Raw genomic sequence first — 23,006 nt, 5'->3', positions numbered from 1 at the left:
CCACCCGGTTGCTCCTCGCGGGCAGAACGCTCACGAGGGACCGTCGGGGATCCGTGCGGGGCTTCGCAGAGTTGCGACGGAGGTGAAAGAGTGTGTGCGACGAGGCACCCTCCGCTGTGCCCTCACTGTATCACCCGGCAGGTCAGCCGAGCGCGCGGTCGCGAATGAAGGCGGCCAGCACCTCCGCGTCGTCAGGGAGCGTGGTCACGTGCTGCGGGGCGTCGAGCATCTCGCGCACCTCCGGCCCGTACTCCAGCTCGATCCCGAGCGCCTCGCGGATCGTCTCCGCGAACTTCTGCGGCTTGGCCGTCTCGAGCACGAGCATCGGCACGCCGTCCTCGACGTGCTCGCGCGCGACCTTCACGCCGTCGGCCGTGTGGGGGTCGATGATCTCGCCGACCGCGTCGTGCACCTGGCGGATCGTCGCGACCCGGTCGGAGTGGGTCGACGTCCCGCTCGCGAAACCGAACTCCTCCGAGAGCCGCGGCAGATCGGATCCGATGTCGAAGGATCCGTCCTCGTCCAGCTGCGCCCAGGCCGCCACGACCCGCTCCGGGTCGCGCCCGAACAGCTCGAAGATGAAGCGCTCGAGGTTCGACGCCTTGGAGATGTCCATCGACGGGCTCGAGGTCGCGAGCGTCTCGGCGGCCGCGCGGGGACGGTACACGCCCGTCGTGAAGAACTCGTCGAGGACGTTGTTCTCGTTCGTGGCGAGCACGAGCCGCGCGAGCGGCACGCCGAGGCGCGCGGCGTAGAAGCCGGAGAGGATGTTGCCGAAGTTGCCCGACGGCACCGTCACGGACACGGCCCGCGGACCGGACTCGTCGGTCGCGCGTAGCCACGCCCAGACGTAGTAGACGACCTGCGCCGTGATGCGCGCGAGGTTAATCGAATTCACCGCGCCGAGGTGGTTCTCCTGCTTGAACACGACGTCGCCCGCGAGGCGCTTAACCAGGTTCTGGCAATCGTCGAAGACGCCCTCGACGGCGATGTTGTGGATGTTCTCGTCGTCGAGGGAGAACATCTGCGCGCGCTGGAACGCGCTCATGCGCCCCTTCGGCGACAGCATGAACACCGAGACGCGGTCCTTGCCCCGCAGGGCGTGCTCGGCGGCGGATCCCGTGTCGCCCGATGTCGCGCCCAGGATGTTGAGAACGGATCCGCTCCGCTCCAGCTGGTACTCGAGCACCTGGCCCAGGAACTGCATCGCCATGTCCTTGAACGCGAGGGTGGGCCCCTCGGACAGGCCGACGAGGGTCAGCCCGCCGTCGAGCGGCGTGAGCGGCACGACCTCGTCCGGGAAGCCGGCGTACGCGTCGCGCGTCATGCGCTGGAGGTCGGCGCGCGGGATGTCGGTCGCGAACAGGCCGATGACCTCGGCCGCGAGCTCGGCGTATGTCAGGCCGCGCCACGACCCGAGGGTCTCGGGCGAGACCTCGGGCATCTCGGCGGGCACGGCGAGACCGCCGTCGCGCGCGAGACCCTCGATCAGCGCCTCGGAGAACGTCATCGGCTCGCCGCCGCCACGGGTGGAGATGTACTGCATGGGGGTCCTCACGTCACGATCCGTCACCGACAGGCTCCATTCTTGCGTCGATCTGGTCGCGCACGGTGCCGCCGAGGAAGTCGACGGCGAGCATCAGGGCGGTCCAGGATCCGTCTGTCGCCGCGCGCGCGACCTCGGCCGCCTCGAGGCGCCCGCCCGGGCCGTCGGCAAGCACGAGAACGCTGGGGCCCGCGCCCGACACGACGGCGGCGAAGCCGCGCTCGCGCAGCGCGCCCACGAGAGCGAACGTCTCGGGCATCGCGACAGACCGCGACTCCTGGTGCAGCCGGTCCTCGGTCGCCGAGAGCAGCAGGTCGGGGCTCTGCGTGAGCGCCGCGATCAGCAGGGCCGAGCGCGAGACGTTGAACACCGCGTCCTCGCGCGAGACCTCGGGGCCGAGGACGCTGCGGGCCGTGGACGTCGACATCGTGCGGTCGGGAACGAACACGACGGGCGCGACGCCGCGGTGGACGAGGAGCTTCTTGTGCTGCGGGGCGCCGTTCTCGGTCCACGCGATCGTGAGCCCGCCGAACAGCGCGGGGGCGACGTTGTCGGGGTGCCCCTCGAGCTCGGTCGCGAGCCGCAGCAGGTCCGTGTCGTTCAGCTCCGCGCGGCCCGCGAGGAGGCCGCGCGCGGCGAGGACGCCCGCGGCGACCGCGGCCCCCGAGGATCCCATGCCCTTGCCGTGGGGGATGCCGTTGCGGGCGCGGATCCGCAAGCCCGGCGCCGGCACGCCGACCGACTCGTAGCAGTAGCGGATGGTCCGAGCGATGAGGTGCGACTCGTCGCGCGGGATGTCCTCGGCGCCGGATCCCGACACCTCGATCTCGAGCTGACCCGGGGCGAGCGCCGTCACCTCAAGCTCGTCGTACACGCTAAGCGCGAGCCCCAGGGTGTCGAATCCCGGGCCCAGGTTTGCGCTCGTGGCCGGGACGCGCACGTGCACCGTGCGCGGTGCGGTGGTCATCGTCAGTCGCCCTCGACGCGCAGCACGCTGACGACGCGCTCGACGACGTCGGACGCGTCGAGCCGCGCGACCGCGTCGCTGAGCGCCTGCTCGCGCGCGCGGTGGGTGCCGATGACGAGGCGGGCGCGCGAGGCGCCGTCCGCGTCGTGCGACAGCGTCTGCTCGATCGTCGCGACCGAGACGCCGCCCTCCGCGAGCAGGCCCGCGACGGTCTGGAGCACGCCGTGCTCGTCGGTGACCTCGAGCGTGATCTGGTAGCGGGTCGTGATACGCCCGATCGGCGCGACTGGCTGGTCGCCGCGTGCCGACTCGCCCACGCCAACGCCGCCCGCGATGTGGCGGCGCGCGGCGGAAACGACATCGCCGAGGATCGCGGACGCCGTCTGGACGCCGCCGGCGCCAGCGCCGTAGAACATCAGCGGCCCGGCGGCCTCCGCCTCGACGTAGACCGCGTTGTTGCCGCCGTGCACGCTCGCGAGCGGGTGCTCGCGGCTGACGAGCGCCGGGTACACGCGGACCGAGATCGCCTCGGGCTCGTCGCCCTCGGCGGGGAGGCGCTCGCAGGTGGCGAGCAGCTTGATGACGAAGCCCGCGCCGCGCGCGTTCTCGATCATGTCGGCGTCGACGCCGGTGATGCCCTCGCAGTGCACGGCCTCGAGTGGCACGTTCGTGTGGAACGCAAGGCTCGCGAGGATCGCGGCCTTCTGCGCGGCGTCGTGCCCCTCGACGTCGGCGGTCGGGTCGGCCTCCGCGTAGCCGAGCCGCTGGGCGTCGGCGAGGACCGCGTCGAAGGCGGCGCCCTCCTTGTCCATGCGGTCCAGGATGTAGTTGGTCGTGCCATTGACGATCCCGAAGATGCGGTCGACGCGGTCGCCCGCGAGCGAGTCCTTGAGCGGGCGGATGATCGGGATCGCCGCGGCGACGGCGGCCTCGTACGAGACGGATGCGCCGACCTGGTCGGCCACGTCGAAGATCTCGGCGCCGTGCGTCGCGAGCAGGGCCTTGTTTCCCGTCACGACGTCCGCCCCCGAGCGCAGCGCGTCGAGGATGAGCGTGCGCGCGGGCTCGATGCCCCCCATGAGCTCGATGACGATGTCGCTGCCCACGATCAGCTCGTGCGCCTCGGTCGTGAACAGCTCGCGCGGGAGCGCGACGTCGCGCGGCGCGTCCACGTCGCGCACGGCGATGCCCGCGAGCTCGAGGCGCGCGCCCGTGCGCTCCTCCAGCTCGTCGGCGCGCTCGATCAACAGGCGCGCGACCTGGGATCCCACGGAACCGGCGCCGAGCAGCGCGACGCGCAGGGTGCGGTGATCGATCATTTCTCTCCCTTGGTCGGGGCGGGGGCGGCCAGGCCCGCGTCGCGGGCGAGCAGATCGTCGATCGTCTCGCCGCGCACGATGACGCGCGCCTCGCCGCCGCGCACCGCCACGACGGGCGGGCGCGGGACGTGGTTGTAGTTGCTGGACATGGCCGCCGAGTAGGCGCCCGTCGCGGGGACCGCCACGAGGTCGCCCGGCGCGACGTCGGACGGCAGGAACTCGTGGTCGACGACGATGTCGCCCGACTCGCAGTGCATCCCGACGACCCGCGCGAGCGCCGGCTCGCCGTCGCCGGCGCGCGAGGCGATGCGCGCGGAGTACTGGGCACCGTAGAGCGCCGTGCGCGGGTTGTCGCTCATGCCGCCGTCCACGGCGACGTACAGGCGGGTGGCCGACGACTCGCCCGCGGCGACCTGGACGGGCTTGGTCGTGCCGACCTCGTACAGCGTCATGCCCGCAGGGCCGACCACCGAGCGGCCCGGCTCGAACGACAGCGTCGGGAGCGCGATGCCCCGCGCCTGGCACTCGGCGGCCACGGCGTCGACGATGCCGTCGGCGAGCTCCTCGATGGGCGCCGGGTCGTCGACCCGGGTGTACGCGATGCCGAACCCGCCGCCGAGGTTGAGCACGGGCACGGGCCCCGACGCGGCGAGGCGCTCGTGCAGCTCCAGCACGCGCGCGGCGGACTCCCGGAAGCCGTCGACACCGAAGATCTGCGAGCCGATGTGGCAGTGCAGGCCCGAGAACTCGACGTGCGCCAGCTCGCGGATCCGCGCCACGGCACCCTCGGCCTCCTCAAGCGAGAAGCCGAACTTCTGGTCCTCGTGCGCTGTGGCAAGGAAGGCGTGGGTGTCGGCGTGGACGCCGCTGCGCACGCGTACGAGCACGCGCTGCGGCCGGCCGAGCCGCTCCGTGATGGCGGCGAGGCGCTCGATCTCCAGCGGGGAGTCGACGATGATCGTGCCGACGCCCACCTCGACCGCGCGCTCGAGCTCGGAGGCGCTCTTGTTGTTGCCGTGGAAGCCGATCTCGCCGGCGGGCACGCCCGCGGCGAGCGCGGTCTCGAGCTCGCCGCGGGAGCAGACGTCGACGCCGAGGCCCTCGGCGCGCACCCATCGGGCGATCTCGGCCGACAGGAACGCCTTGCCGGCGTAGTACACGCGGGCCGCGCCGCCGTGGCGGGCGGCGGCCGCCTGGAACGCGGCGCGGGTCCGCGCGGCCCGGGCGCGCACCTCGTCCTCGTCGATGAGGACGACGGGCGTGCCCCAGCGCGCCGCGAGCGCGGTCACGCGGATCCCGGCGAAGGTCATCTCGCCGTCCGCCTGGCGCCGCGCACCGGCGGGCCAGACGCCCTCGGCCAGGTCGTTCGCGTCGGCGGGAACGGCGAGCCAGGCGGGCGCGAGCGGGTGGGCGGGAACGGGCGAGGTGACCATCGGGGAGGCGGACCTTTACGGGTTCATGACGTGGAGCGTCGGAGGCGCGAGGGCGTCGCCGATGCCCCGAGTCTAGGGGATCCGCGCGGGCGCTTCGGGTCGCGCGCCCGCCGCGCGAATCACATCCGCTCGGGCGCGGTCACCCCGAGCAGCCCGAGGCCGTTGCGCAGCACCTGGCCGGTCGCGTCGTTCAGCCACAGGCGGGTGCCGTGGACGTCGTCGATCTCCTCGTCGCCCTTCGGCGTGACGCGGCACGTGTCGTACCACCGGTGGTACAGGCCCGCCAGCTCCTCGAGGTAGCGCGCGACGCGGTGCGGCTCGCGCACCTCGGCCGCGAACGCGACGACGCGCGGGAACTCCTGCAGCGCCCCGAGCAGGGCCGCCTCGGTCTCGTCGACGAGCAGTTCGGGCCGGAACACGGCGCGCGTCACCCCCGCGTCCGCCGCGTTGCGGCCGACGTTGACGGTGCGCGCGTGCGCGTACTGCACGTAGAAAACGGGGTTGTCGTTCGTCCGCTTGCGCAGGAGCTCCGGATCCAGCGACAGCGGCGAGTCGGCGGGCGAGCGCTCCAGCGAATAGCGCAGGGCGTCCGTGCCGATCCAGTCGCGCAGGTCGTCCAGCTCGATGATGTTGCCCGCGCGCTTGGACAGCCGCGCGCCGTTGATCGAGATGAGCTGGCCGATTAGGACCTCGATGTCCTTCTCGGGGTCGTCGCCGGCGGCGCCCGCGAGGGCCTTGAGGCGGTGCACGTACCCGTGGTGGTCGGCGCCGAGGAGGTAGATCTTGTGGCGGAAGCCCCGGTCGCCCTTGTTGAGGTAGTACGCGGCGTCCGCGGCGAAGTACGTGTACACGCCGTTGCCGCGCCGGATGACGCGATCCTTGTCGTCGCCGAAGTCGGTCGTCTTGACCCACACCGCGTCGTCCGCGTCGTAGACGTGGCCCTGCTCGCGCAGGCGCTCGACGGCGCGGTCGATGAGGCTCGGCTCGCCGCTGTCCGCGGCGTGCAGGATCCGCTCCGAGAAGAACACGTCGAAGTGCACGTTGAACTTCTTGAGCGACTCCTGGATGTCGGCGAGCTGGAAGCCGTACGCGAGGTCGCGCACGACGGCCTCGCGCTCGGCCGGGTCCAGGTCGAGCACGCCGGGACGCTCCGCGGCGACCCGCTCACCGAGGTCGGCGATGTACGAGCCCGGGTACCCGCCCTCGGGCGTGGGCTCGCCGAGCATGGCAGCCACGACGCTCGCGCCGAAGCGATCCATCTGCGCGCCTGCGTCGTTGATGTAGTACTCCCGGGCCACGCGCGCGCCGGAGGCCTCGAGCAGACGCCCGATCGCGTCGCCGAGCGCGGCCCAGCGCGTGTGCCCGATGTGCAGCGGGCCCGTCGGGTTCGCGCTGACGAACTCGAGGTTGATGCTGTTTCCGGCCTGCGAGTCGTTCCGCCCGTAGGCCTCGCCCGCCTCGACGATGGTCTTCGCCAGGGCGCCGGCGGCCGCGGCGTCGAGCCGAACGTTGATGAAACCGGGGCCCGCGACCTCGACCGAGGCGATCCCCGGCGTCGACGCCAGCGCGGCGGCGATGTCCTGCGCGAGCTCGCGCGGGTTCGTGCCGAGCCGGCCCGCGAACTTCATGGCGGCGTTGGTCGCCCAGTCGCCGTGGTCGCGGTTGCGGGGGCGCTCCACCGTGATGTCGGAGGCGTCGACGGCGAGCGTCTCGCCGGGGCGCTTCGCCTCGGCGATCGACGCGAGGACTTCGGCGAGAGCGGAGGCGAGGGCATCGGGGTTCATAGGGCCCCCATCCTAGAACGACCTAGGCTTGGAGCATGCCCCGGACCGCCGCACGCCTCGCCGTCCTCGCCGCGACCGTGGCCGCCGTCGCGGCCACCGCCGCGTGCTCCCCCGCCGGGAATGGCGCGACCGCCGCCGCCGACGGGCGCGAGCTGTCGGAGGACGGCTCCCCCGCCCTCCTCGTCTTCGGGGACTCGTGGACGAACGGCATGGCCGCCACGAGCGCCGAGAACCGCTACGCCGCGCTCACCGGGGAGGCGCTCGGCTGGAAGACGACGGTCGACGGCGAGAACGGCAGCGGATACCTGCACGAGGGATCCGCCGGCGGCACCTACGGATCTCGACTCGCGCGCCTCGCCGCGACCGACGACTTCGACGTCATCGTGATCCAGGGATCCATCAACGATCGCAAGGACGCCCTCGCGGGGCTCGACGGGGCGGCGGAGGCCGTGTGGGACGGGTTCGCGGAGCGCTTCCCGGACGCCGAGATCGTCGTGCTCGGCCCCGCGCCGCACGTGCTCCCCGTCGAGGAGAAGATCGAGCGGATCGACGAGATCCTCGCCCGCGCCGCGGCCACGGACGGCCTGACCTACATTTCCCCGCTCGCGGACGACTGGATCACGCCGGCGAACTACGACACCGTGATCGACACCTCCGAGCAGGGCGCGAACCACCCGGGCGATGCGGGGCACGCGTACCTGGCCGAGGCGCTCGCGGACGACCTCGCGGCGCTCTTTCCCGACCTCGTCGCCGTGCCGGTCGAAGCGGCACGCTAGGACCGCGGCGACACGAGGAAGAGCCCGTCCAGCGCGCCAGGGTTGTGCGCGTGCACGAGGACGAGGAAGACGACGGCGTCGAACAGCAGGTGCACGGTGACGACGTACGCGAGCGAGCGGGTGCGCAGGAAGATGACGGCCTGCAGCAGCGCGAACGGGATCGTGAGCGCCGGACCCCAGGCGCGGTACCCGAGCTCCCACAAAAACGATACGAACACGACGGCCTGCAGGGCGTTCGCGGCGAGGTCGGACAGGTGGCGTCGGAGCAGAACGAACACTGTGCAGATGAAGAACAGCTCGTCCCAGATGCCCACGGCGCCGACCCCGACGAACAGGCGCGCGACGAGCCCGGCGTCGTCCACGACGGGCCAGTTCCGGTAGACGCCGCTCTCGACGAAGTAGAACGGCAGGATCAGCCACCCGAGGGCGATCACGGCCGCGAGCCATCCCCACTGCCAGCGCCGCCAGGATCCGCCGCCGCGCCACGGGAAGCGGATCGCGCGATCGCGAAACACGAACCGCGACACGGCGTACGGCGCCGCGACGGCCGCGCCGAGCGCGACGCCGAATCGCGCGATGGACGCGTCGTCGAGCTGGGCCTCGAGCGGGATCGAGCTCGCAATCACGAGCCCGAGCGCGACGAGCGCGAGGTCCCGCGCGAGGCTCGACCCCTCCCCGCGCGGCGCGGCCGCGACGACGCCCGCGCGGCCCAGCACGACCGCGAGGGCCACGCCCGCGACGAGCAGCGCGTATCCCACGGGGCGGTTCTCGAACGGCAGGAGCGCGACCGCGGCAGACGCGACGACCGCGGCCGGCCCGAGGGACGGCGACAGGTGCGGGCGGCGCGCGGCGGAGGGCATGAGCCCACCGTACGTGGCCTGATCAGGCCGCGCGGCGCGCCTGGCGGACGCGGAACCAGAGGCTCAGCTCGCGCACCGCGCGGGCGACGAGCGTCGGATCCTCGAGGTTGTCGAGATCGTCGAAGGTGCTGCGGAAACCCGCCGGCGCCGGCCCGGTCGGCGCCGTGATGGGCTCATACCCCATCGTCCAGTCGGCGAACGCGCGGTCGGGGGCGGTCCCCTCGACGAGCACCCGCACGCGGGTGTGGCGCGGATCCCGGCTGATGCGCGCCATGAGGGCGCGCACCCGCTCCTCGTCCCCCTCGATGACCTGCACGAAGCTGCCGGCCCGGAACAGCAGCATGCCCGTGACGCCGGCCCGCGCGTTCGCCTCCCGGCTCTGGGCGAGGAGCGCCGCGAGCGCCAGGTCGTCGAAGGGCCGCACCGCCACGCTCGAATAGGCCAGGGAGAACACGGGGCCGGAACTCATCATGCGTCAGCCGCCTCCGCGGAGTCGTGCTGCACGACGGCGTCCATCGCCGCGCGCAGGGTCGAGTAGGAGCCGATGAGTTCCGTCAGCACGTTGCGCGCGGCGAACGTGCCGTCGCTTCCGGCATCGACGCACCCGAGAAACGCCCCGGGCGTGCTGGCGACGTAGAAGCCGTCATCCACCCTGGCCCACACGACGTGCGCCGCGTCGCCCTCTTCCGTCATAACAGCCCCCGTCGTCATTACTCGCCCATACGGATCTCGCCCCGGGTCGCATACGCGACCCGGGGCGAGAAATCCACGTGCCCCCGGAGGGATTCGAACCCCCGACCTTCGGTACCGGAAACCGGCGCTCTATCCCCTGAGCTACGGAGGCGGACGAACCGACACTACCAGCCGCGGCCAGCTTCGACCGCATCGGCGCCGGCCCGGGCGCGCCCGGGCGCGCGTCAGCGCGCCACGCGGCGGTACGTCAGGTCGCGGATCGCGCGCCCCTTGTCCAGGCCCTTGCGCTCGAAGGCCGTCATCGCGCGTCCGTCGAAGCGCTCGGCCCACTCGCCGTCGTAGGCGCGCGCGAACTCGGGAGCGTCGTCCATGACCTCGCGCATCTGGAGCGCGTAGTCCTCCCAGTCGGTCGCGAGCCGCAGCAGGCCGCCGTCGCGGAGCGCGCGCCCGACGACCGCGCCGAAGCCCTCCTTGATCATGCGGCGCTTGTGGTGACGCGTCTTGTGCCACGGATCCGAGAAGAAGATCCACACCTCGTCGGCCGCGCCCTCCGGCAGGAGGGTCTCGAGCACCTCGGGCGCGTTCGCCTCGACGACCCGGAGGTTATCGATCCCGGCCCGATCGGCGTCGAGCATCGTGCGCGCGAGGCCGCCGATGTACACCTCCACCGCGAGGAAGTCGGTGTCGGGGCGGGCCGCGGCCGCGCTGACGATGGCATGCCCCTGGCCCGATCCGATCTCGACGACGAGGGGCGCGGTGCGGCCGTATTCCTCCGCAGGAATGAACCGCGCGTCGGGGTGTACCGACGTCGAGGCGTGCTCGCGCGGCACGTCGAACCGGTACCGGGGCGACAGCTCCTCCCAGGCGCGCTCCTGCCCCTCGGACATGCGTCCGCCGCGGCGGACGAAGGAGAGCGGCGACGTGCGGTGGGTACCCGGCTCAGACATGCCCCCAGGGTACGGGGCCGCGCCTCAGCTCTCCCCGACCGTCACGAAGTCGATGAGCTCCTCGACGCGGCCGAGCACCGCCGGCTCGAGGTCGCGGAACGTCGTCACGCGCGCCAGGATCCGCTGCCAGGCGCGCCCAATGTCCTCGGCCGACTCCGCCGGCCAGCCGAGCCCGCGGCAGATCCCCGTCTTCCAGTCCTGCCCGCGGGGCACCACGGGCCAGGCCCGGATCCCCACGGCCTGCGGCTTGACGCACTGCCACACGTCGACGTACGGGTGCCCCACGATGCGCAGGTGCGCGCCGTGCGGGCCACGGAGGATCCCCTCCGCGATGCGGCTCTCCTTCGAGCCCGGCACGAGGTGATCGACGAGGACCCCATAGCGCCGCCCGGGACCCGGGGGCTCGGCCGCCAGCAGCTCGTCCAGGTGGTCGAGGCCCGCGAGGAGCTCGACGGCGACGCCCTCGGCGCGCAGGTCCGCTCCCCACACCTTCTCGACGAGCTCCGCGTCGTGCTTGCCCTCGACGAGGATCCGGCTCGGGAGCGCGACGCGCGCGCGGTCGTCGGCCGCGGCGAAGGATCCCGACGCGGTGCGGGTGCGGCCCCGCGGAGCCTGGCGCGGGCGCTCGAGGATGACGGGTTCTCCCTCGAGGAGGAAGCCGCCGCCCAGGGGGAACGCGCGGCGGCGCCCCTTCCCATCCTCCAGCTCGACGGTGCCCGCCTCGACGCGCGTGACGGCCCCGCACCACCCGTCGCCGACGACCTCGACGACGAGGTCGAGCTCGGCGGGGATCGTCCGGGAGGTCTTCGTTCCGCGCGTGCGCCAGCCGGGGGCGAGGACGTCGGATCCGTATCGGTCGGAGTTCACCCACCCAGGGTAGGCAGGGGGCCGGGGCGCACATCGCACGCCGCGGTGTCGCCGCGTGTCGGGGATGGTTCGTAGGATCGACGCGTCGGAAGATCGCCGCGCGAGGGGGAAACGCATGCGTCGTCTTGTCATCGGGCTGGCCGCGCTCCTGGGCGCGGTCGCCCTCGTCTCCGGGGCGGCCGTGAGCGCGACGGCGACGCCGCCCGTCGCGCTCCAGGCCGGATACGTCGTCGATGACGCGGGAGTGCTGTCGACGGACGAGCTCTCGTCGGCCGAGGCGCGGCTCGACGAGCTCGCCGCGGGCGGCAAGGCCGAGCTGTGGGTCGTGTTCGTCGACACCTTCACGGATCCGTCGGACGCCGGCGCGTGGGCCGACCAGACCGCCGAGGCCGGCGGGCTCGGCAGCAGTCAGTACCTGCTGGCCATCGCCACCGAGGGACGCCAGCTCTACCTGTCGGCGCCGGCGGACGGCTCGCTATCCGAGGCCGAGCTCGTGGCGATCGAGACCGCCGCGGCGGGCCCCGCCGGCGACGGGGAGTGGGCACAGGCGGCCGCCGCGGCCGCCGACGCGCTCGCCGACCGGACCACCCCGAACCCGCTGTGGGGCTGGGCGATCGGCGCCATCGTCGTGGCCGCGGCGCTCGCCGTGGCCGGCCTCGTCCTGTTCTCGCGTGTGCGCGCCGCGCGGCGCCGGAAGGCGGCGCAGGAAGCGAGCGCGGCCGAGCTCGCGCGGCTCGAGACCCGCGCGGCCGAGCTCCTCGTCGAAATGGACGACGCGGTGCGCACGGCCAGCCAGGAGCTGGGCTTCGCGATCGCGCAGTTCGGACAGGAGGCGACCGCGGAGTACGCGACCGCGCTCCGGGAGGCGCGCGACGATCTCGCCGAGGCGTTCGAGATCCGCCAGCACCTCGACCGACCCGAGGCAACCTCCCATACGAGGGCGGGCGAGCTCGAGCGCATCATCGCGCTCGTGACCGCGGCTGACGAGAGCCTCGACGCGCAGGCGGCCGGCTTCGAGCGACTGCGCGGCATCGAGCGCCGCGCGCCGGAGCTCCTCCGCACGATCGCGGCGGAGCTCGACGAGGCAGGCGCCCTCCCGGGACGCATCGCCGCCGAGGTCGAGCGGCTGACCGCCGCGTACGACTCCCCCGCCCTCGCCGACGTCGCCGACGACCCCGACGAGGCCCGCGCACGCCTCGCCTTCGCGCGGGCCGCGCTGGCGGAGGCGCAGGGGCATCTCGACGCGGGCGAGACCGCCGAGGCCGCGCTCGACATTCAGGACGCCGAGCAGGCGCTCGGCCAGGCCCGCGAGATGGCCGACGCGGTACGCGCGCTGGCCAATCGCCTCGCCGAGGCGGAGCGCCGCGCGGCGGAGGAGGCGCGGCAGGACCGCGCGGAGTTCGCGCGGATCTCCGAACAGGCGGCCGTGCGGATCCAGAGCGCCGATAGCTACCTGGCGGCGCGGCGCGGGGCCGTGGGCGCGGAGCCGCGCCAGGCGATCGCCGAGGCGCGCCGCGCGCTCGATGCGGCACACGGGCAGCTCGTCGCGGGCGAGACCGACGCGGCGCTCGCCCAGGCCCGACGCGCGCTCTCGCTGGCGGATCACGCATCGGCGGCCGCGCACCGAGACGTGGCGGGCTTCCGCGCGGGCGGATCCGGGTCCTCGGGCGGCGACCAACTCCTCGCGGGCATCCTCGGCGGCATCATCGGGAGCTCGCTGTCGGGGTCCTCCCGCCGCGGGTCGGGCTGGGCGTCGTCGTCGCGCTCCTCGTCGCGCTCACGTTCCCGCTCGCCTCGGAGCTTCGGCGGGGGCGGCCGGCGCGGGCGGTCGGGCGGCGGGCGCCGCTTCTGAGCCGACGGCGGGGACCCATAGCCGACGCATAACCGGCGCTCGTAGACTGCGAGTGCCCCCGACATTCACACGACGCAGGACCCCCTTCGAAAGGCGCCACCATGAGCAAGCAGTCCATTTTCGGGCGGATCTCGACGCTGATCCGCGCCAACGTCAACTCGCTGATCGACGAGGCCGAGGACCCGCAGAAGATGCTGGACCAGCTCGTCCGGGACTACACGAACAACATCGCCGACGCCGAGGCCGCGATCGCCGAGACGATCGGCCAGCTGCGCCTGCTCGAGCGCGACGCCGAGGAGGACCGCAAAGCCGCGGCCGAGTGGGGCAACAAGGCCCTCGCGGCGAGCCGCAAGGGCGACGAGCTGCGCGCCGCGGGGGATGTCGCGGGCGGCGACAAGTTCGACAACCTCGCGAAGGTCGCGCTGCAGCGCCAGGTCCAGACCGAGAACGAGGTGCGCGCGGTCGAGCCGCAGATCCAGCAACAGCAGGTCGTCGTCGACAAGCTCAAGGACGGCCTGAACGGCATGAAGGTCAAGCTCGAGCAGCTGAAGGGCAAGCGCAACGAGCTCGTCTCGCGCGCGAAGATCGCCGAGGCGCAGAACAAGGTGCACGACGCCGTCAAGTCGGTCGACGTCATGGACCCGACGAGCGAGCTGGGCCGCTTCGAGGAGAAGGTGCGCCGCCAGGAGGCGCTCGCCGCAGGCAAGGCCGAGCTGGCCTCGTCGAGCCTCGACGCGCAGTTCGAGTCGCTCGAGGACGTCGGAGAGCTCACGGAGGTCGAGGCCCGCCTCGCCGCCCTGAAGTCGGGCGGCACCTCCGGCTCGATTACCGCGGGCTGAGCTCACGACAAGACGGGCGCCGCCCCAGACCGGGGCGGCGCCCGTCTTGTCGTTTGACCCACACAGGACGGATGATCGGAACATGACTCGGTTCGTTGTCGTCCCGCAGTGGCAGGGGTCCCCCTCGACCCGCGCGATGTCCCTCATCGACGGCGCCGACGCGATCGCGGGCGATCTGCCCCGCTCCGCCGTCCAGCGCGTCGAGGTGCCGTTCGAGGCCGGCGAGAGCCTCGACACCGGCGTGCGGCGCGCCAGCGCTCTCCGGCGGCTACGGGAGCGCGTCGACGAGGCCCTGGCGGCGGAGCCTGAGGGCCCGGTCGTGACGATCGGCGGCGACTGCGGCGTCGCCGTCCCCTCCGTCGGCCGCGTCGCGGGCGACGACCTGGCCGTGGTCTGGTTCGACGCGCACGGCGACCTCCACACCCCCGACAGCTCCCCCTCCGGCGCCTTCGCGGGCATGGCGCTCGCGGGGGTGCTCGGCCGCGTGCCGGGCGGGCTCTCGCTGGCGCCGGGCGCCATCGCCCCCTCCCGGGTCGTTCTGGCCGGGGCCCGGGCGCTGGAGGACGCCGAGCGCGAAAGCGTCGCCGAGAGCGGGATCCGCCACGTCCGCGCCGACCGGGTCGCGGAGGACCTCGCCGCCGCGGTCGCGGCCACCGGCGCGCGCCGCCTCTACGTGCACGTCGACCTGGACGTCCTCGACCCGGCGCACATCGCGGGCGTGCAGGACGCGCAGCCGTTCGGGCTCGCCGCCGCCGCACTCGTCGACGCGATCGCCGCGGTCCGCGAGGTGGCGCCCCTCGCGGGGGCGTCGGTCACGGGGTTCGCACCCCGCACGCCGGAGGCCGCGGTCGACGACCTCGGAACCATCCTGCGCGTCGTCGGGGCGCTTGCGCGCCCCTAGCCGTACGCCGCGAGGGTGCTCAGACGTAGGCCGCGAGTGCGTCGCGCACCGTGATGTGCTCGCGGGCGACCCCGCGCCGCGACGTGAGGTGCTCGACGATGTCGGCCGTCGCGACGTATCCCCCGAGCAGCGTGACGCGGGTCTCGGCCGCGGCGTCGTCGCAGAGCGTCTCGTCGGCGTACGCGATCGCCGCGCGCGTCATGGCCTCGCCTGGACGGCACAGCGCCGCTGATCCGGGCGCGCCGCGCCGCGAGGCGCGGTCGAGCCACGTCACCTGCATGCGCGCGGGCGCCGCGATGCGGCCGATCCACGACGCGTCCGGCACCTCGACGAACACGCGCCCGCTCGCGCAGAGCGGGAGGGTCGCGAGGAGAGTCTCGAGCTCGACGAGCGTCGTCTCGTCGGCCACCACAAGGTGCTGTGCGCGCGCGTGACGGCGGGCGCGGCACGCGTGGCCGTCGTGCGTCGGGAGCGAGGTGGGAGCGGTCATGATGCTTCCACTATACGCCGGAAGGAAAGGCTTGCCTAACCGGTCGCGGGCGGGACGGGGTACCGCCCCGCGATGGTGAGGCGGTTGAACGCGTTGATGGAGATCGCGAGCCAGCTCACGCCGACGTACTCGGGCTCGGAGAGCACGCTCCCCACGCGGTGATAGAGGTCGTCCGAGATGCCCGCGCGGTGGATGAAGGTATGGGCCTCGGTCAGCTCCAGCGCCGCCCGCTCGCGATCCGAGAACACCCCGGACTCGCGCCACGCGGGGAGCTGGGAGACGTCGTCGGCGGAGATACCGGCGGCGCCGGCGCGCTCCATGTGCACCCGCACGCAGTACGCGCAGCCGTTCAGCTGGGACGCGTGGAGCATGATCAGCTCCTTGAGCCGATCGTCGACCCCGGCGTCGCGCGCGATGCGCCCCACCTCCCGCGAGAACTCGTCGAGGGCCTTGTAGGCGGGCTTCGCCGACCGGGCCAGGTGCACGCGCGTCTCGGTCATACGAGAACCCTACTCGGACCCGCGCCGAGGGGTCCAAAAATCACTGTGCACGACATTTGCACGAAGGATCAGTATTTATGATCAAAAAGTGGAAGAAATCTTGCGCGATATGTCGACGGATTTCGCAGCGGCTCGCGCGAGGCTCCACAATGGTCACGCTCCGGGACACCTCCCGGACCCACCCCGAGGATCCCATGGTCACCCCCTCTTCTGCCGACGAGTTCGCCTTCCTGCCGGATCAGGCGCGCGAGCTCGGCGTCGCCGCTGTGCCGGCGTCGCGCGACGCGGTCGCGCTCGGCGACGGCCGGACCCTGTCGGCGCTGCGATACGGCCGGGGCGGGGCGCGCGTCGCGTTCCTCCACGGCGCCGGACTCAACGCCCACACGTGGGATCGCACGGTGCTCGCGCTCGGCGAGCCCGCCGTCGCGCTCGACCTGCCGGGTCACGGTGACTCGAGCTGGCGCGCGGACGCCGACTATGCCCCCTCCGCGCTCGCACCGGACGCGGCCCGCGCGATCGAGGCCTGGGCGAGCGCTCCGGCCGTTGTCGTCGGGCACTCCCTCGGCGGGCTCGCGGCGATCGCTCTCGCGGCCGAGCGTCCCGACCTCGTTTCCCACCTCGTGCTCCTCGACATCGCGCCGGGCGCGGGGAGCGACGGCGCGACGGGCCTTCAGGCCTTCTACGAGCGGCTCGCGTTCGACTCGGTCGACGACGTCCTCGACCACGCCCAGGCGTTCGGCCTCGGCGGCGACCGGGAGCAGGCCCGGCGCGGCGTCCTCCTCAACACGCGCACGCGCGCGGACGGATCCGTCGAGTGGAAGCACCACATGGCGCGCCTGATGTCCTCCGCCGCGCCGGACGAACGCCCCGCCGCGACCGACCACGGCGCGCTCCGCGAGCAGCTCGCGGCGATCGCCGCGCCCGTCACGCTCATCGCCGGTACCCGCGGGTTCCTCGACGAGGGCGACCTCGCGGCGTTCCGCGCCGCCCGGCCCGGCGATGCCGTGCACCTGATCGACGCCCCGCACAACGTGCAGGACGTCGCCCCCACCGACATCGCGCGGGTCGTTCGCGCGATCCTTGGACGCGCCTAGGCGCTCACGAAGGGACCCCCGATGGCCTCCCCCGAACCCCGCCACGCCCGCCGCGCCGCGGCCGCCGTCCTCGCCGCGTCGGCGCTCGCCCTCGCATCCTGCTCCGCGCCGGGCGACGAGGCGCCGCAGGACGCCTCCGGGGCCACGCTCGAGGTCGGCCTCGTCCTCGAGCCAACCAACCTCGACATTCGCCACACCGCCGGCGCCGCCCTCGAGCAGGCGCTCATCGGCAACGTCTACGAGGGGCTCGTCGCCCGCTCGGGCGCCGACATCGTGCCCGCGCTCGCGACCGCGTGGTCCGTCTCGGACGACGGCCTTGAGTACACGTTCACGCTCGCCGGCGACGTCACCTTCCACGGCGGCCAGGACATGACGGCGGACGACGTCGTGGCGTCGCTCGAGGCCGTCCGCGGCGACGAGACGGCGATCGGCCACGACGAGCTCGCGGGCGTCGCCGAGGTCGCCGCGATCGACGAGGGCACGGTCCGGGTCGCGCTCGCCGAGCCCGACCAGGGCTTCCTGTTCGCGCTGACGGGCCCCGCCGGGCTCGTGCTCGACGCGGACGACGAGACGGACATGCTCTCGGACGCGAACGGCACCGGCCCGTTCGCGCTGGAGAGCTGGAACCAGGGCGACAGCATCGTCCTCGCCCGCAACGACGCGTACTGGGGCGACCCGGCCGGCGTCGCCGAGGTCGTCCTGCGCTATATCCCGGAGCCCACCGCGCTCGTCGCGGCCGGACTCGACGGATCCCTCGACGCGCTCACCGGCATCGATGCGGAGCTCGCGCCGCAGCTCGAGGGATCCCTCACGGTGACCTCGGGGCCGACGACCGACAAGTTCATCCTGGCGTTCAACGACGAGGCGGCGCCGCTCGACGACGTGCGCGTGCGGGAGGCCCTTCGCCTCGCGATCGACCACGACGCGATCGTCGAGGTCGTCGGCGCCGGCGTGACGCAGTTCGGCCCCGTGCCCGAGCTGGATCCGGGATACGAGGATCTCTCGAACACGATCTCGTTCGACCCGGAGCGCGCCCGCGACCTCCTCGCCGAGGCCGGCGTCCAGGACCTCTCGCTCGAGCTCACGATCCCGTCGGCGTACGGCACGACGGCCTCGACGCTGCTCGTGTCGGCCTTCGCCGACATCGGCGTCGAGCTGGAGGTCTCCCCCGTCGAGTTCTCCACGTGGCTCCAGGACGTCTTCACGAACCACGACTACGAGCTGAGCTACGTCAACCACGTCGAGCCGCGCGACTTCTCGACGTGGACGGACGCGGACTACTACTACGCGATCGCGGACGACGACGCGCGCGCGGAGATCGCCGACACCTACGCGGAGGCCATGCGCGAGACGGATCCGGACGTCTCGGCCGCGCTCATCGCCGACGCCGCGCGCCTCGTCGCGGCCCAGCACCCGGCGGACTGGCTGTACACGCGCGAGGACGTCGTCGCGGTCGCCACGGGCGTGGAGGGCTTCCCCACGAGCGAGACCAGCACGCGCCTGCCGCTCGCGCGCGTGCACGTCGCGGGGTCCTGATCCCCCGTGGCGCGGTACGCCCTCACGCGCGCGGCCCTGCTGGTGGTGGGGCTCGCGGTCGCGAGCGCGCTCATCTTCTTCACGCTCCGGGTGCTGCCGGGTGACGTCGCCCAGATGATCCTCGGCACGGAGGGCACCCCCGCGCAGGCCGAGCGGATCCGCCAGCAGCTCGGCCTCGACCGCCCGGCGTGGGAACAGTACGCCGACTGGGTCGGGGCGCTCCTGCGCGGCGACCTCGGCACCTCGCTGGTCACGGGCACGCCCGTGGCCGCCGAGATCGCCGACAAGGCCGCCGTGACCCTCCCCCTCGGCGTGCTCTCGCTCCTCGTCGCCCTCGCGATCGCGGTGCCGAGCGGAATCGCCTCAGCCGTCTACCGCCGGCGCGCCATCGGTCAGGCGATCAGCGTGGGCGCGCAGCTGACGGCCGCGGTGCCGGTCGTATGGGCCGGCATGATGCTCGTGGTCGTCTTCGCCGTCTGGCTCGGCTGGCTGCCCGCGCAGGGCTTCCCGCGGGAGGGATGGGCGGATCCGGGGGCGGCGCTCGCCGCGCTCGCGCTGCCCGCCGTGACGATCGGCGTGGTCGAGGGGGCCATGCTCCTGCGGTTCGTGCGCAGCGCGACGCTCGCCGCGGCGGGCGAGGACTTCGTCCGCACCGCCGCCGCGCAGGGCCGCACGCGCACGCAGGCGCTCGTCCGCCACGGCCTGCCGACGGTGGGCCTGTCGATCGTCACGGTCCTCGGCCTGCAGATCGCGGGGATCCTCGTCGGCGCCGTCGTCATCGAGCAGGTCTTCGCGCTGCCCGGCATCGGGCGCATGCTCGTCGCCGACGTCGGCGCGCGCGACCTCGCGAAGGTGCAGGGCGAGCTGTTCGTCCTCACCGGGGTCGTGCTCGTCGTCGGGTTCGCGGTCGACCTGCTGCACCGCGGCATCGACCCGCGGCAGAGGGAGCGCTCGTGAACGCCGCCGCCCGCCTCCTGCGGATCCCAACGGGCCGCGCCGCCGCCATCGTCCTCGCGCTGGTGCTCGCCGTCGCCGCGGTCTCGCTCCTGTGGACGCCGTTCGACCCCCGCGCGACCGACGCCTACGCGACGTGGAGCGCGCCGTCGTGGCCACACGTCCTCGGCACCGATCAGACGGGGCGCGACATCGCCTCGCTCCTCATGGCCGGCGCGCGCACGACCGTGCTCGTCGCCGTCGGCGCGGGGCTCGTCGCGACGATCGTCGGCGTCGCCCTCGCGTCCCTCGGCGCACTCACGGCGCGCCCCGTGCGCGAGGCCGTCGCGGTCCTCATCGACATCCTCATCGCCTTCCCCGTCCTCCTCATTGCAATGATGATCTCCGCCGTGTGGGGCGGATCCCTGTGGGTCGTCGTGTGGAGCGTGGGAATCGGCTACGGCGTCAACATCGCCCGCGTCGCGCGCATCGAGCTGCGCCGACTCGGCCACGCCGACTACGTGCTCGCCGCGCGCGCGGCGGGGCTCACGCCCGGCCAGGTGCTCGTGCGCCACCTGCTCCCCGGCGCGGCGCCCGTGTTCATCGTCCAGCTGTCGTGGTCGATGGCGGCGGCCGTGCTCGCGGAGGCGGGCCTGTCCTATCTCGGGTTCGGCGCCCCCGTCACGCAGCCGAGCTGGGGCCTGCTCCTCAGCGAGCTGCAGGCGTACATCGCCGTGCACCCCACCAGCGTGCTCGCCCCCGGCATCGCGATCACCGCGACGGTGCTGAGCCTCAACCTCCTCGGCGACGCCCTGCGCGAGGCCACCGACCCCACCCTCGGCGCCCGGCGCCGCGTGGCGCACGTCCCGGAGGTCGTCGCATGAGCCTCGTCGTCACCGACCTGCGCGTCGAGATAGGCGGCGACGTCGTCGTCGACGGCGTCTCGTTCGCCGTCCCCGACGGCGGCCGCCTCGGGCTCATCGGCGAGTCGGGCTCCGGCAAGTCGTTGACCGCCCTGGCGATCCTCGGCCTCCTGCCGGACGGCGCGGTCGCGAGCGGATCCGTGACCTGGCGCGGGCGGGAGATCCTCGGGATCCCGGACCGGCAGCTCGCGCGCGTGCGCGGATCCGAGCTGGCCGTCGTGTTCCAGGAGCCCCTGACCGCGCTCAACCCGATCCGGACCATCGGCCGCCAGATCGCCGAGCCGCTGCGGATCCACGGCGGCGCATCGCGGCGAGCCGCGCGCGCCGAGGCCGTGCGGCTCGCCGCGCGGGTCGCGCTGCCGGATCCGGAGCGCGTCATCCGCCGGTACCCGCACGAGCTGTCGGGCGGCCAGCGGCAGCGCGCGGCGCTCGCGATGGCCCTCGCGGCGGGGCCGAGTCTCCTCATCGCGGACGAGCCGACGACGGCGCTCGACGTGACCGTGCAGGCCGAGGTGCTCGCCCTGCTGGGCGATCTCGTCGCGCACGAGGGCATGGCGCTCGTGTTCATCACGCACGACCTGGCCGTGCTCGCGCAGGTCGCCACGCACGCCGTCGTCCTCGCCGGCGGCCGCGCGGTCGAGTCGGGCGCCGTGGCGGAGCTCCTCGCGCGCCCCGCCCACCCCGTCACGCGCGGGCTCGTGCGCGACGCGACGGCCTCGCTCTGGCGCCCGGAGGGATCCGCATGACCGACGTTCTGCTCGAGGCGCGCGGCCTCGCCCGGGCGTACCCCGGCGACCGGCCGCACCCGTTCGCGCGGCGGGCGCGCGCATGGGCCCTGCGCCCGACCGATCTCGCGGTGCGCGCCGGCGACGCCGTCGGCATCATCGGCGAATCCGGATCCGGGAAGTCGACGCTCGTGCGCCTTCTCACGGGGCTCGACCGGCCGACCGCGGGCACGGTCGCGTTCGACGGGCGCCCCGTCGACGCCGCGGCTTCCGCCCGGTCGCTGCGCTGGCTACGCCGCCGCACGGGGATCGTGTTTCAGGATCCGCACGGCTCGCTCGACCCGCGCATGAGCGTCGGGCGCATCGTCGGCGAGCCGCTCTGGGCGCTCGACGTGCCCGGCGACCACCGGGCGCGGGTGCGGGAGGTGCTCGCGCGGGTGGGGCTCGACGCCGCCGCCGCGGACCGTTACCCGCACGAGTTCTCGGGGGGCCAGCGCCAGCGGATCGCGATCGCGCGGGCGATCGCGCACCGCCCGGACCTGCTCGTGGGCGACGAGCCGCTCTCCGCGCTCGACGTCACGGTCCGCGCCCAGATCCTCGACCTGCTCGCCGAGCTGCGGCGCGAATCGGGCCTGACACTTCTCGTCGTCAGCCACGACATCGGCGTCGTCCAGAACCTCTGCGACGAGACGGTCGTCATGCACGCGGGCGAGGTCGTGGAGCACGGGCCGACCACCCAGGTCCTGCTCCACCCGCGCGAGGCGTACACCCGGCGGCTCATCGCGTCGATCCCGACGATCTAGGACTGTTCCATTCACAGGAATGAATTGCGGGCCGGGCCGGTTGCGGATCCCGTGACCACCTTCGCCGACGTCGTCGTGATCGGGGCCGGCCAGGCCGGCCTCTCGGCCGCCCATCACCTCGCGCGGGCCGGCTTCCGCGCCGCGAGAGACGGCGGCTCCGGACCCACCTTCGTCGTGCTCGACGCGGCGGACGGCCCGGGCGGCGCGTGGCGGGAGCGCTGGGAGTCCCTCACCGTGGCGACGCTCAACGGCATCTTCGCCCTCCCCGGCGCCGACGCGCCCGCGCTCGATCCGTCCGAGCCGAGCCGGGACGCGGTGCCGCGCTACTTCGCGGAGTTCGAGGCCGCTGAGGGCGTGCCGATCCTGCGCCCCGCGCGCGTGACGCGCGTGGAGGAGGACAGCGCGGGCGGCCTCGCCGTGCACACCGCCGGCGGACTCTGGCGCGCGCGGGCGATCGTGAACGCCACCGGCACGTGGGACAACCCGCTCCGCCCCTCCCTCCCCGGATCCGACCGCTTCGCGGGGCGACAGCTCCACACGCGGGACTACCGGTCGCTCGAGGAGTTTCGCGGCGCGCGGGTCGCGATCGTCGGCGGCGGGATCTCGGCCATCCAGCACCTGGAGGAGGTCTCGCGCGTGGCGGACACCCTCTGGTACACGCGGCGGGAGCCCGTCTTCGCGGACGGCCCGTTCCGCCCCGAGACGACGGGCCGCGCCACGATCGCGCGCGTCACGGCGGACGCCGAGGCGGGACGGCCGGTCACGAGCATTGTCGGCTACACGGGCCTGACGTGGTTCCCCGCGGCGCGCGCGGCGCGCGATCGGGGCATCCTCGTCCGGCGCGAGATGTTCGTCGAGATGACCGAGCGGGGCGTCGTCGAGGCCGACGGCTCGGCCACCCGCGTCGATCACGTGCTCTGGGCCACGGGGTTCCGGCCCGCGCTCGGGCACCTGGACCCGCTCCACCTCACGGGCCCCGCGGGAGGCATCCCGGTCCAGGGGACCCGGGTGGCGACGGATCCGCGGATTCACCTCGTCGGCTTCGGCCCCTCGCAGTCGACGGTCGGGGCCAACCGCGCGGGCCGGCTCGCGGCGCGGGACCTCCGCGCGCTGCTCGGTGCGTGAGCCGGATCCGCACACGCCAGACACCCGGGACCCGGCGGCGCGCGTCGGGACGTGAACACCTGGCAGACGCGTCGTGACGGGCTGGTGAAGTGG

Annotated in this window: 23 protein-coding genes and 1 tRNA gene; 11 read left to right on the top strand and 13 right to left on the bottom strand. The window is 73.6% G+C overall.

From position 1 onward, the window contains the following. Positions 1-142 precede the first annotated feature (142 nt). From thrC to GJQ66_RS02325, 5 genes are all read right to left on the bottom strand, one after another. Positions 143-1,546 (bottom strand): threonine synthase, encoded by a 1,404-nt coding sequence (thrC, locus tag GJQ66_RS02345; RefSeq protein ID WP_155047904.1) that lies wholly within the window; start codon positions 1,544-1,546, stop codon positions 143-145. Between the two features lie 13 nt (positions 1,547-1,559). Next, positions 1,560-2,513, bottom strand: a complete 954-nt coding sequence (thrB, locus tag GJQ66_RS02340; RefSeq protein WP_155047742.1) for a homoserine kinase — start codon at positions 2,511-2,513, stop codon at positions 1,560-1,562. 2 nt (positions 2,514-2,515) lie between these two features. Further along, positions 2,516-3,832 carry a homoserine dehydrogenase gene (locus tag GJQ66_RS02335; RefSeq protein ID WP_155047741.1) on the bottom strand — a complete coding sequence of 439 codons (1,317 nt, stop codon included), beginning with the start codon at positions 3,830-3,832 and terminating at the stop codon, positions 2,516-2,518. Further along, the gene (lysA, locus tag GJQ66_RS02330; RefSeq protein ID WP_155047740.1) at positions 3,829-5,265 is read right to left on the bottom strand and encodes a diaminopimelate decarboxylase; all 1,437 of its coding nucleotides are present in this window, start codon (positions 5,263-5,265) and stop codon (positions 3,829-3,831) included. The genes GJQ66_RS02335 and lysA overlap by 4 nt, the downstream gene beginning before the upstream one ends. A gap of 119 nt (positions 5,266-5,384) precedes the next feature. Beyond that, positions 5,385-7,049, bottom strand: a complete 1,665-nt coding sequence (locus tag GJQ66_RS02325; protein ID WP_155047739.1) for an arginine--tRNA ligase — start codon at positions 7,047-7,049, stop codon at positions 5,385-5,387. Between the two features lie 35 nt (positions 7,050-7,084). Here GJQ66_RS02325 and GJQ66_RS02320 point away from each other — a divergent pair, with 35 nt between their 5' ends. Continuing rightward, the gene (locus GJQ66_RS02320) at positions 7,085-7,825 is read left to right on the top strand and encodes an SGNH/GDSL hydrolase family protein (RefSeq protein ID WP_155047738.1); all 741 of its coding nucleotides are present in this window, start codon (positions 7,085-7,087) and stop codon (positions 7,823-7,825) included. On the opposite strand, the gene GJQ66_RS02315 is transcribed toward GJQ66_RS02320, so the two are convergent. From GJQ66_RS02315 to GJQ66_RS02290, 6 genes are all read right to left on the bottom strand, one after another. Then, a complete protein-coding gene (locus GJQ66_RS02315; protein WP_155047737.1) occupies positions 7,822-8,685 on the bottom strand; it encodes a CPBP family intramembrane glutamic endopeptidase in 864 nt (287 codons plus the stop codon). The two genes, GJQ66_RS02320 and GJQ66_RS02315, sit on opposite strands and share 4 nt — an antisense overlap. A 22-nt stretch (positions 8,686-8,707) precedes the next feature. Further along, positions 8,708-9,157, bottom strand: coding sequence for a BLUF domain-containing protein (locus GJQ66_RS02310; protein ID WP_155047736.1), 450 nt, complete (start codon positions 9,155-9,157; stop codon positions 8,708-8,710). Further along, positions 9,154-9,378 carry a hypothetical protein gene (locus GJQ66_RS02305; protein ID WP_155047735.1) on the bottom strand — a complete coding sequence of 75 codons (225 nt, stop codon included), beginning with the start codon at positions 9,376-9,378 and terminating at the stop codon, positions 9,154-9,156. Before GJQ66_RS02305 ends, GJQ66_RS02310 begins: the two co-directional genes overlap by 4 nt. 78 nt (positions 9,379-9,456) lie before the next feature. Next, positions 9,457-9,529 (bottom strand) — tRNA-Arg (locus GJQ66_RS02300). Between the two features lie 73 nt (positions 9,530-9,602). After that, positions 9,603-10,325, bottom strand: coding sequence for a tRNA (guanosine(46)-N7)-methyltransferase TrmB (trmB, locus tag GJQ66_RS02295; protein ID WP_155047734.1), 723 nt, complete (start codon positions 10,323-10,325; stop codon positions 9,603-9,605). 24 nt (positions 10,326-10,349) lie between these two features. Further along, entirely contained in the window at positions 10,350-11,192 is an 843-nt protein-coding gene (locus GJQ66_RS02290) for a DUF3097 domain-containing protein (RefSeq protein ID WP_368732564.1), read from the bottom strand. A gap of 115 nt (positions 11,193-11,307) precedes the next feature. Here GJQ66_RS02290 and GJQ66_RS02285 point away from each other — a divergent pair, with 115 nt between their 5' ends. From GJQ66_RS02285 to GJQ66_RS02275, 3 genes are all read left to right on the top strand, one after another. Next, on the top strand, positions 11,308-13,044 hold the full coding sequence (locus GJQ66_RS02285) for a TPM domain-containing protein (RefSeq protein WP_196215782.1): 1,737 nt from the start codon (positions 11,308-11,310) through the stop codon (positions 13,042-13,044). 101 nt (positions 13,045-13,145) lie between these two features. After that, positions 13,146-13,883 carry a PspA/IM30 family protein gene (locus GJQ66_RS02280; protein WP_155047731.1) on the top strand — a complete coding sequence of 246 codons (738 nt, stop codon included), beginning with the start codon at positions 13,146-13,148 and terminating at the stop codon, positions 13,881-13,883. Between the two features lie 82 nt (positions 13,884-13,965). After that, positions 13,966-14,784, top strand: a complete 819-nt coding sequence (locus GJQ66_RS02275) for an arginase family protein (RefSeq protein ID WP_155047730.1) — start codon at positions 13,966-13,968, stop codon at positions 14,782-14,784. Positions 14,785-14,803: 19 nt separating this feature from the next. On the opposite strand, the gene GJQ66_RS02270 is transcribed toward GJQ66_RS02275, so the two are convergent. Both GJQ66_RS02270 and GJQ66_RS02265 read right to left on the bottom strand, forming a co-directional pair. Then, positions 14,804-15,274, bottom strand: coding sequence for an SIP domain-containing protein (locus GJQ66_RS02270; protein WP_155047729.1), 471 nt, complete (start codon positions 15,272-15,274; stop codon positions 14,804-14,806). 35 nt (positions 15,275-15,309) lie between these two features. Then, on the bottom strand, positions 15,310-15,774 hold the full coding sequence (locus tag GJQ66_RS02265; protein WP_155047728.1) for a carboxymuconolactone decarboxylase family protein: 465 nt from the start codon (positions 15,772-15,774) through the stop codon (positions 15,310-15,312). 149 nt (positions 15,775-15,923) lie between these two features. Here GJQ66_RS02265 and GJQ66_RS02260 point away from each other — a divergent pair, with 149 nt between their 5' ends. The 7 genes from GJQ66_RS02260 to GJQ66_RS02230 are packed head-to-tail and all read left to right on the top strand — an operon-like array spanning position 15,924 to position 22,913. Beyond that, on the top strand, positions 15,924-16,868 hold the full coding sequence (locus GJQ66_RS02260) for an alpha/beta fold hydrolase (protein WP_230379229.1): 945 nt from the start codon (positions 15,924-15,926) through the stop codon (positions 16,866-16,868). A gap of 21 nt (positions 16,869-16,889) precedes the next feature. Further along, positions 16,890-18,404, top strand: a complete 1,515-nt coding sequence (locus GJQ66_RS02255; RefSeq protein WP_155047727.1) for an ABC transporter substrate-binding protein — start codon at positions 16,890-16,892, stop codon at positions 18,402-18,404. 6 nt (positions 18,405-18,410) lie between these two features. Continuing rightward, the gene (locus GJQ66_RS02250) at positions 18,411-19,361 is read left to right on the top strand and encodes an ABC transporter permease (protein ID WP_368732563.1); all 951 of its coding nucleotides are present in this window, start codon (positions 18,411-18,413) and stop codon (positions 19,359-19,361) included. Further along, positions 19,358-20,221, top strand: coding sequence for an ABC transporter permease (locus GJQ66_RS02245; RefSeq protein ID WP_368732562.1), 864 nt, complete (start codon positions 19,358-19,360; stop codon positions 20,219-20,221). Before GJQ66_RS02250 ends, GJQ66_RS02245 begins: the two co-directional genes overlap by 4 nt. After that, positions 20,218-21,006 (top strand): ABC transporter ATP-binding protein, encoded by a 789-nt coding sequence (locus tag GJQ66_RS02240; RefSeq protein ID WP_155047726.1) that lies wholly within the window; start codon positions 20,218-20,220, stop codon positions 21,004-21,006. The genes GJQ66_RS02245 and GJQ66_RS02240 overlap by 4 nt, the downstream gene beginning before the upstream one ends. After that, positions 21,003-21,788, top strand: coding sequence for an ABC transporter ATP-binding protein (locus tag GJQ66_RS02235; RefSeq protein WP_155047725.1), 786 nt, complete (start codon positions 21,003-21,005; stop codon positions 21,786-21,788). The genes GJQ66_RS02240 and GJQ66_RS02235 overlap by 4 nt, the downstream gene beginning before the upstream one ends. Before the next feature lie 51 nt (positions 21,789-21,839). After that, positions 21,840-22,913, top strand: a complete 1,074-nt coding sequence (locus tag GJQ66_RS02230; RefSeq protein WP_368732561.1) for an NAD(P)-binding domain-containing protein — start codon at positions 21,840-21,842, stop codon at positions 22,911-22,913. Positions 22,914-23,006: the final 93 nt, after the last annotated feature.

Origin of the sequence: Microbacterium sp. ZXX196 (assembly GCF_009709595.1) — a bacterium.
Lineage (GTDB): Bacteria > Actinomycetota > Actinomycetes > Actinomycetales > Microbacteriaceae > Microbacterium > Microbacterium excoecariae.
This window is presented reverse-complemented; position numbering and strand designations above follow the sequence as displayed.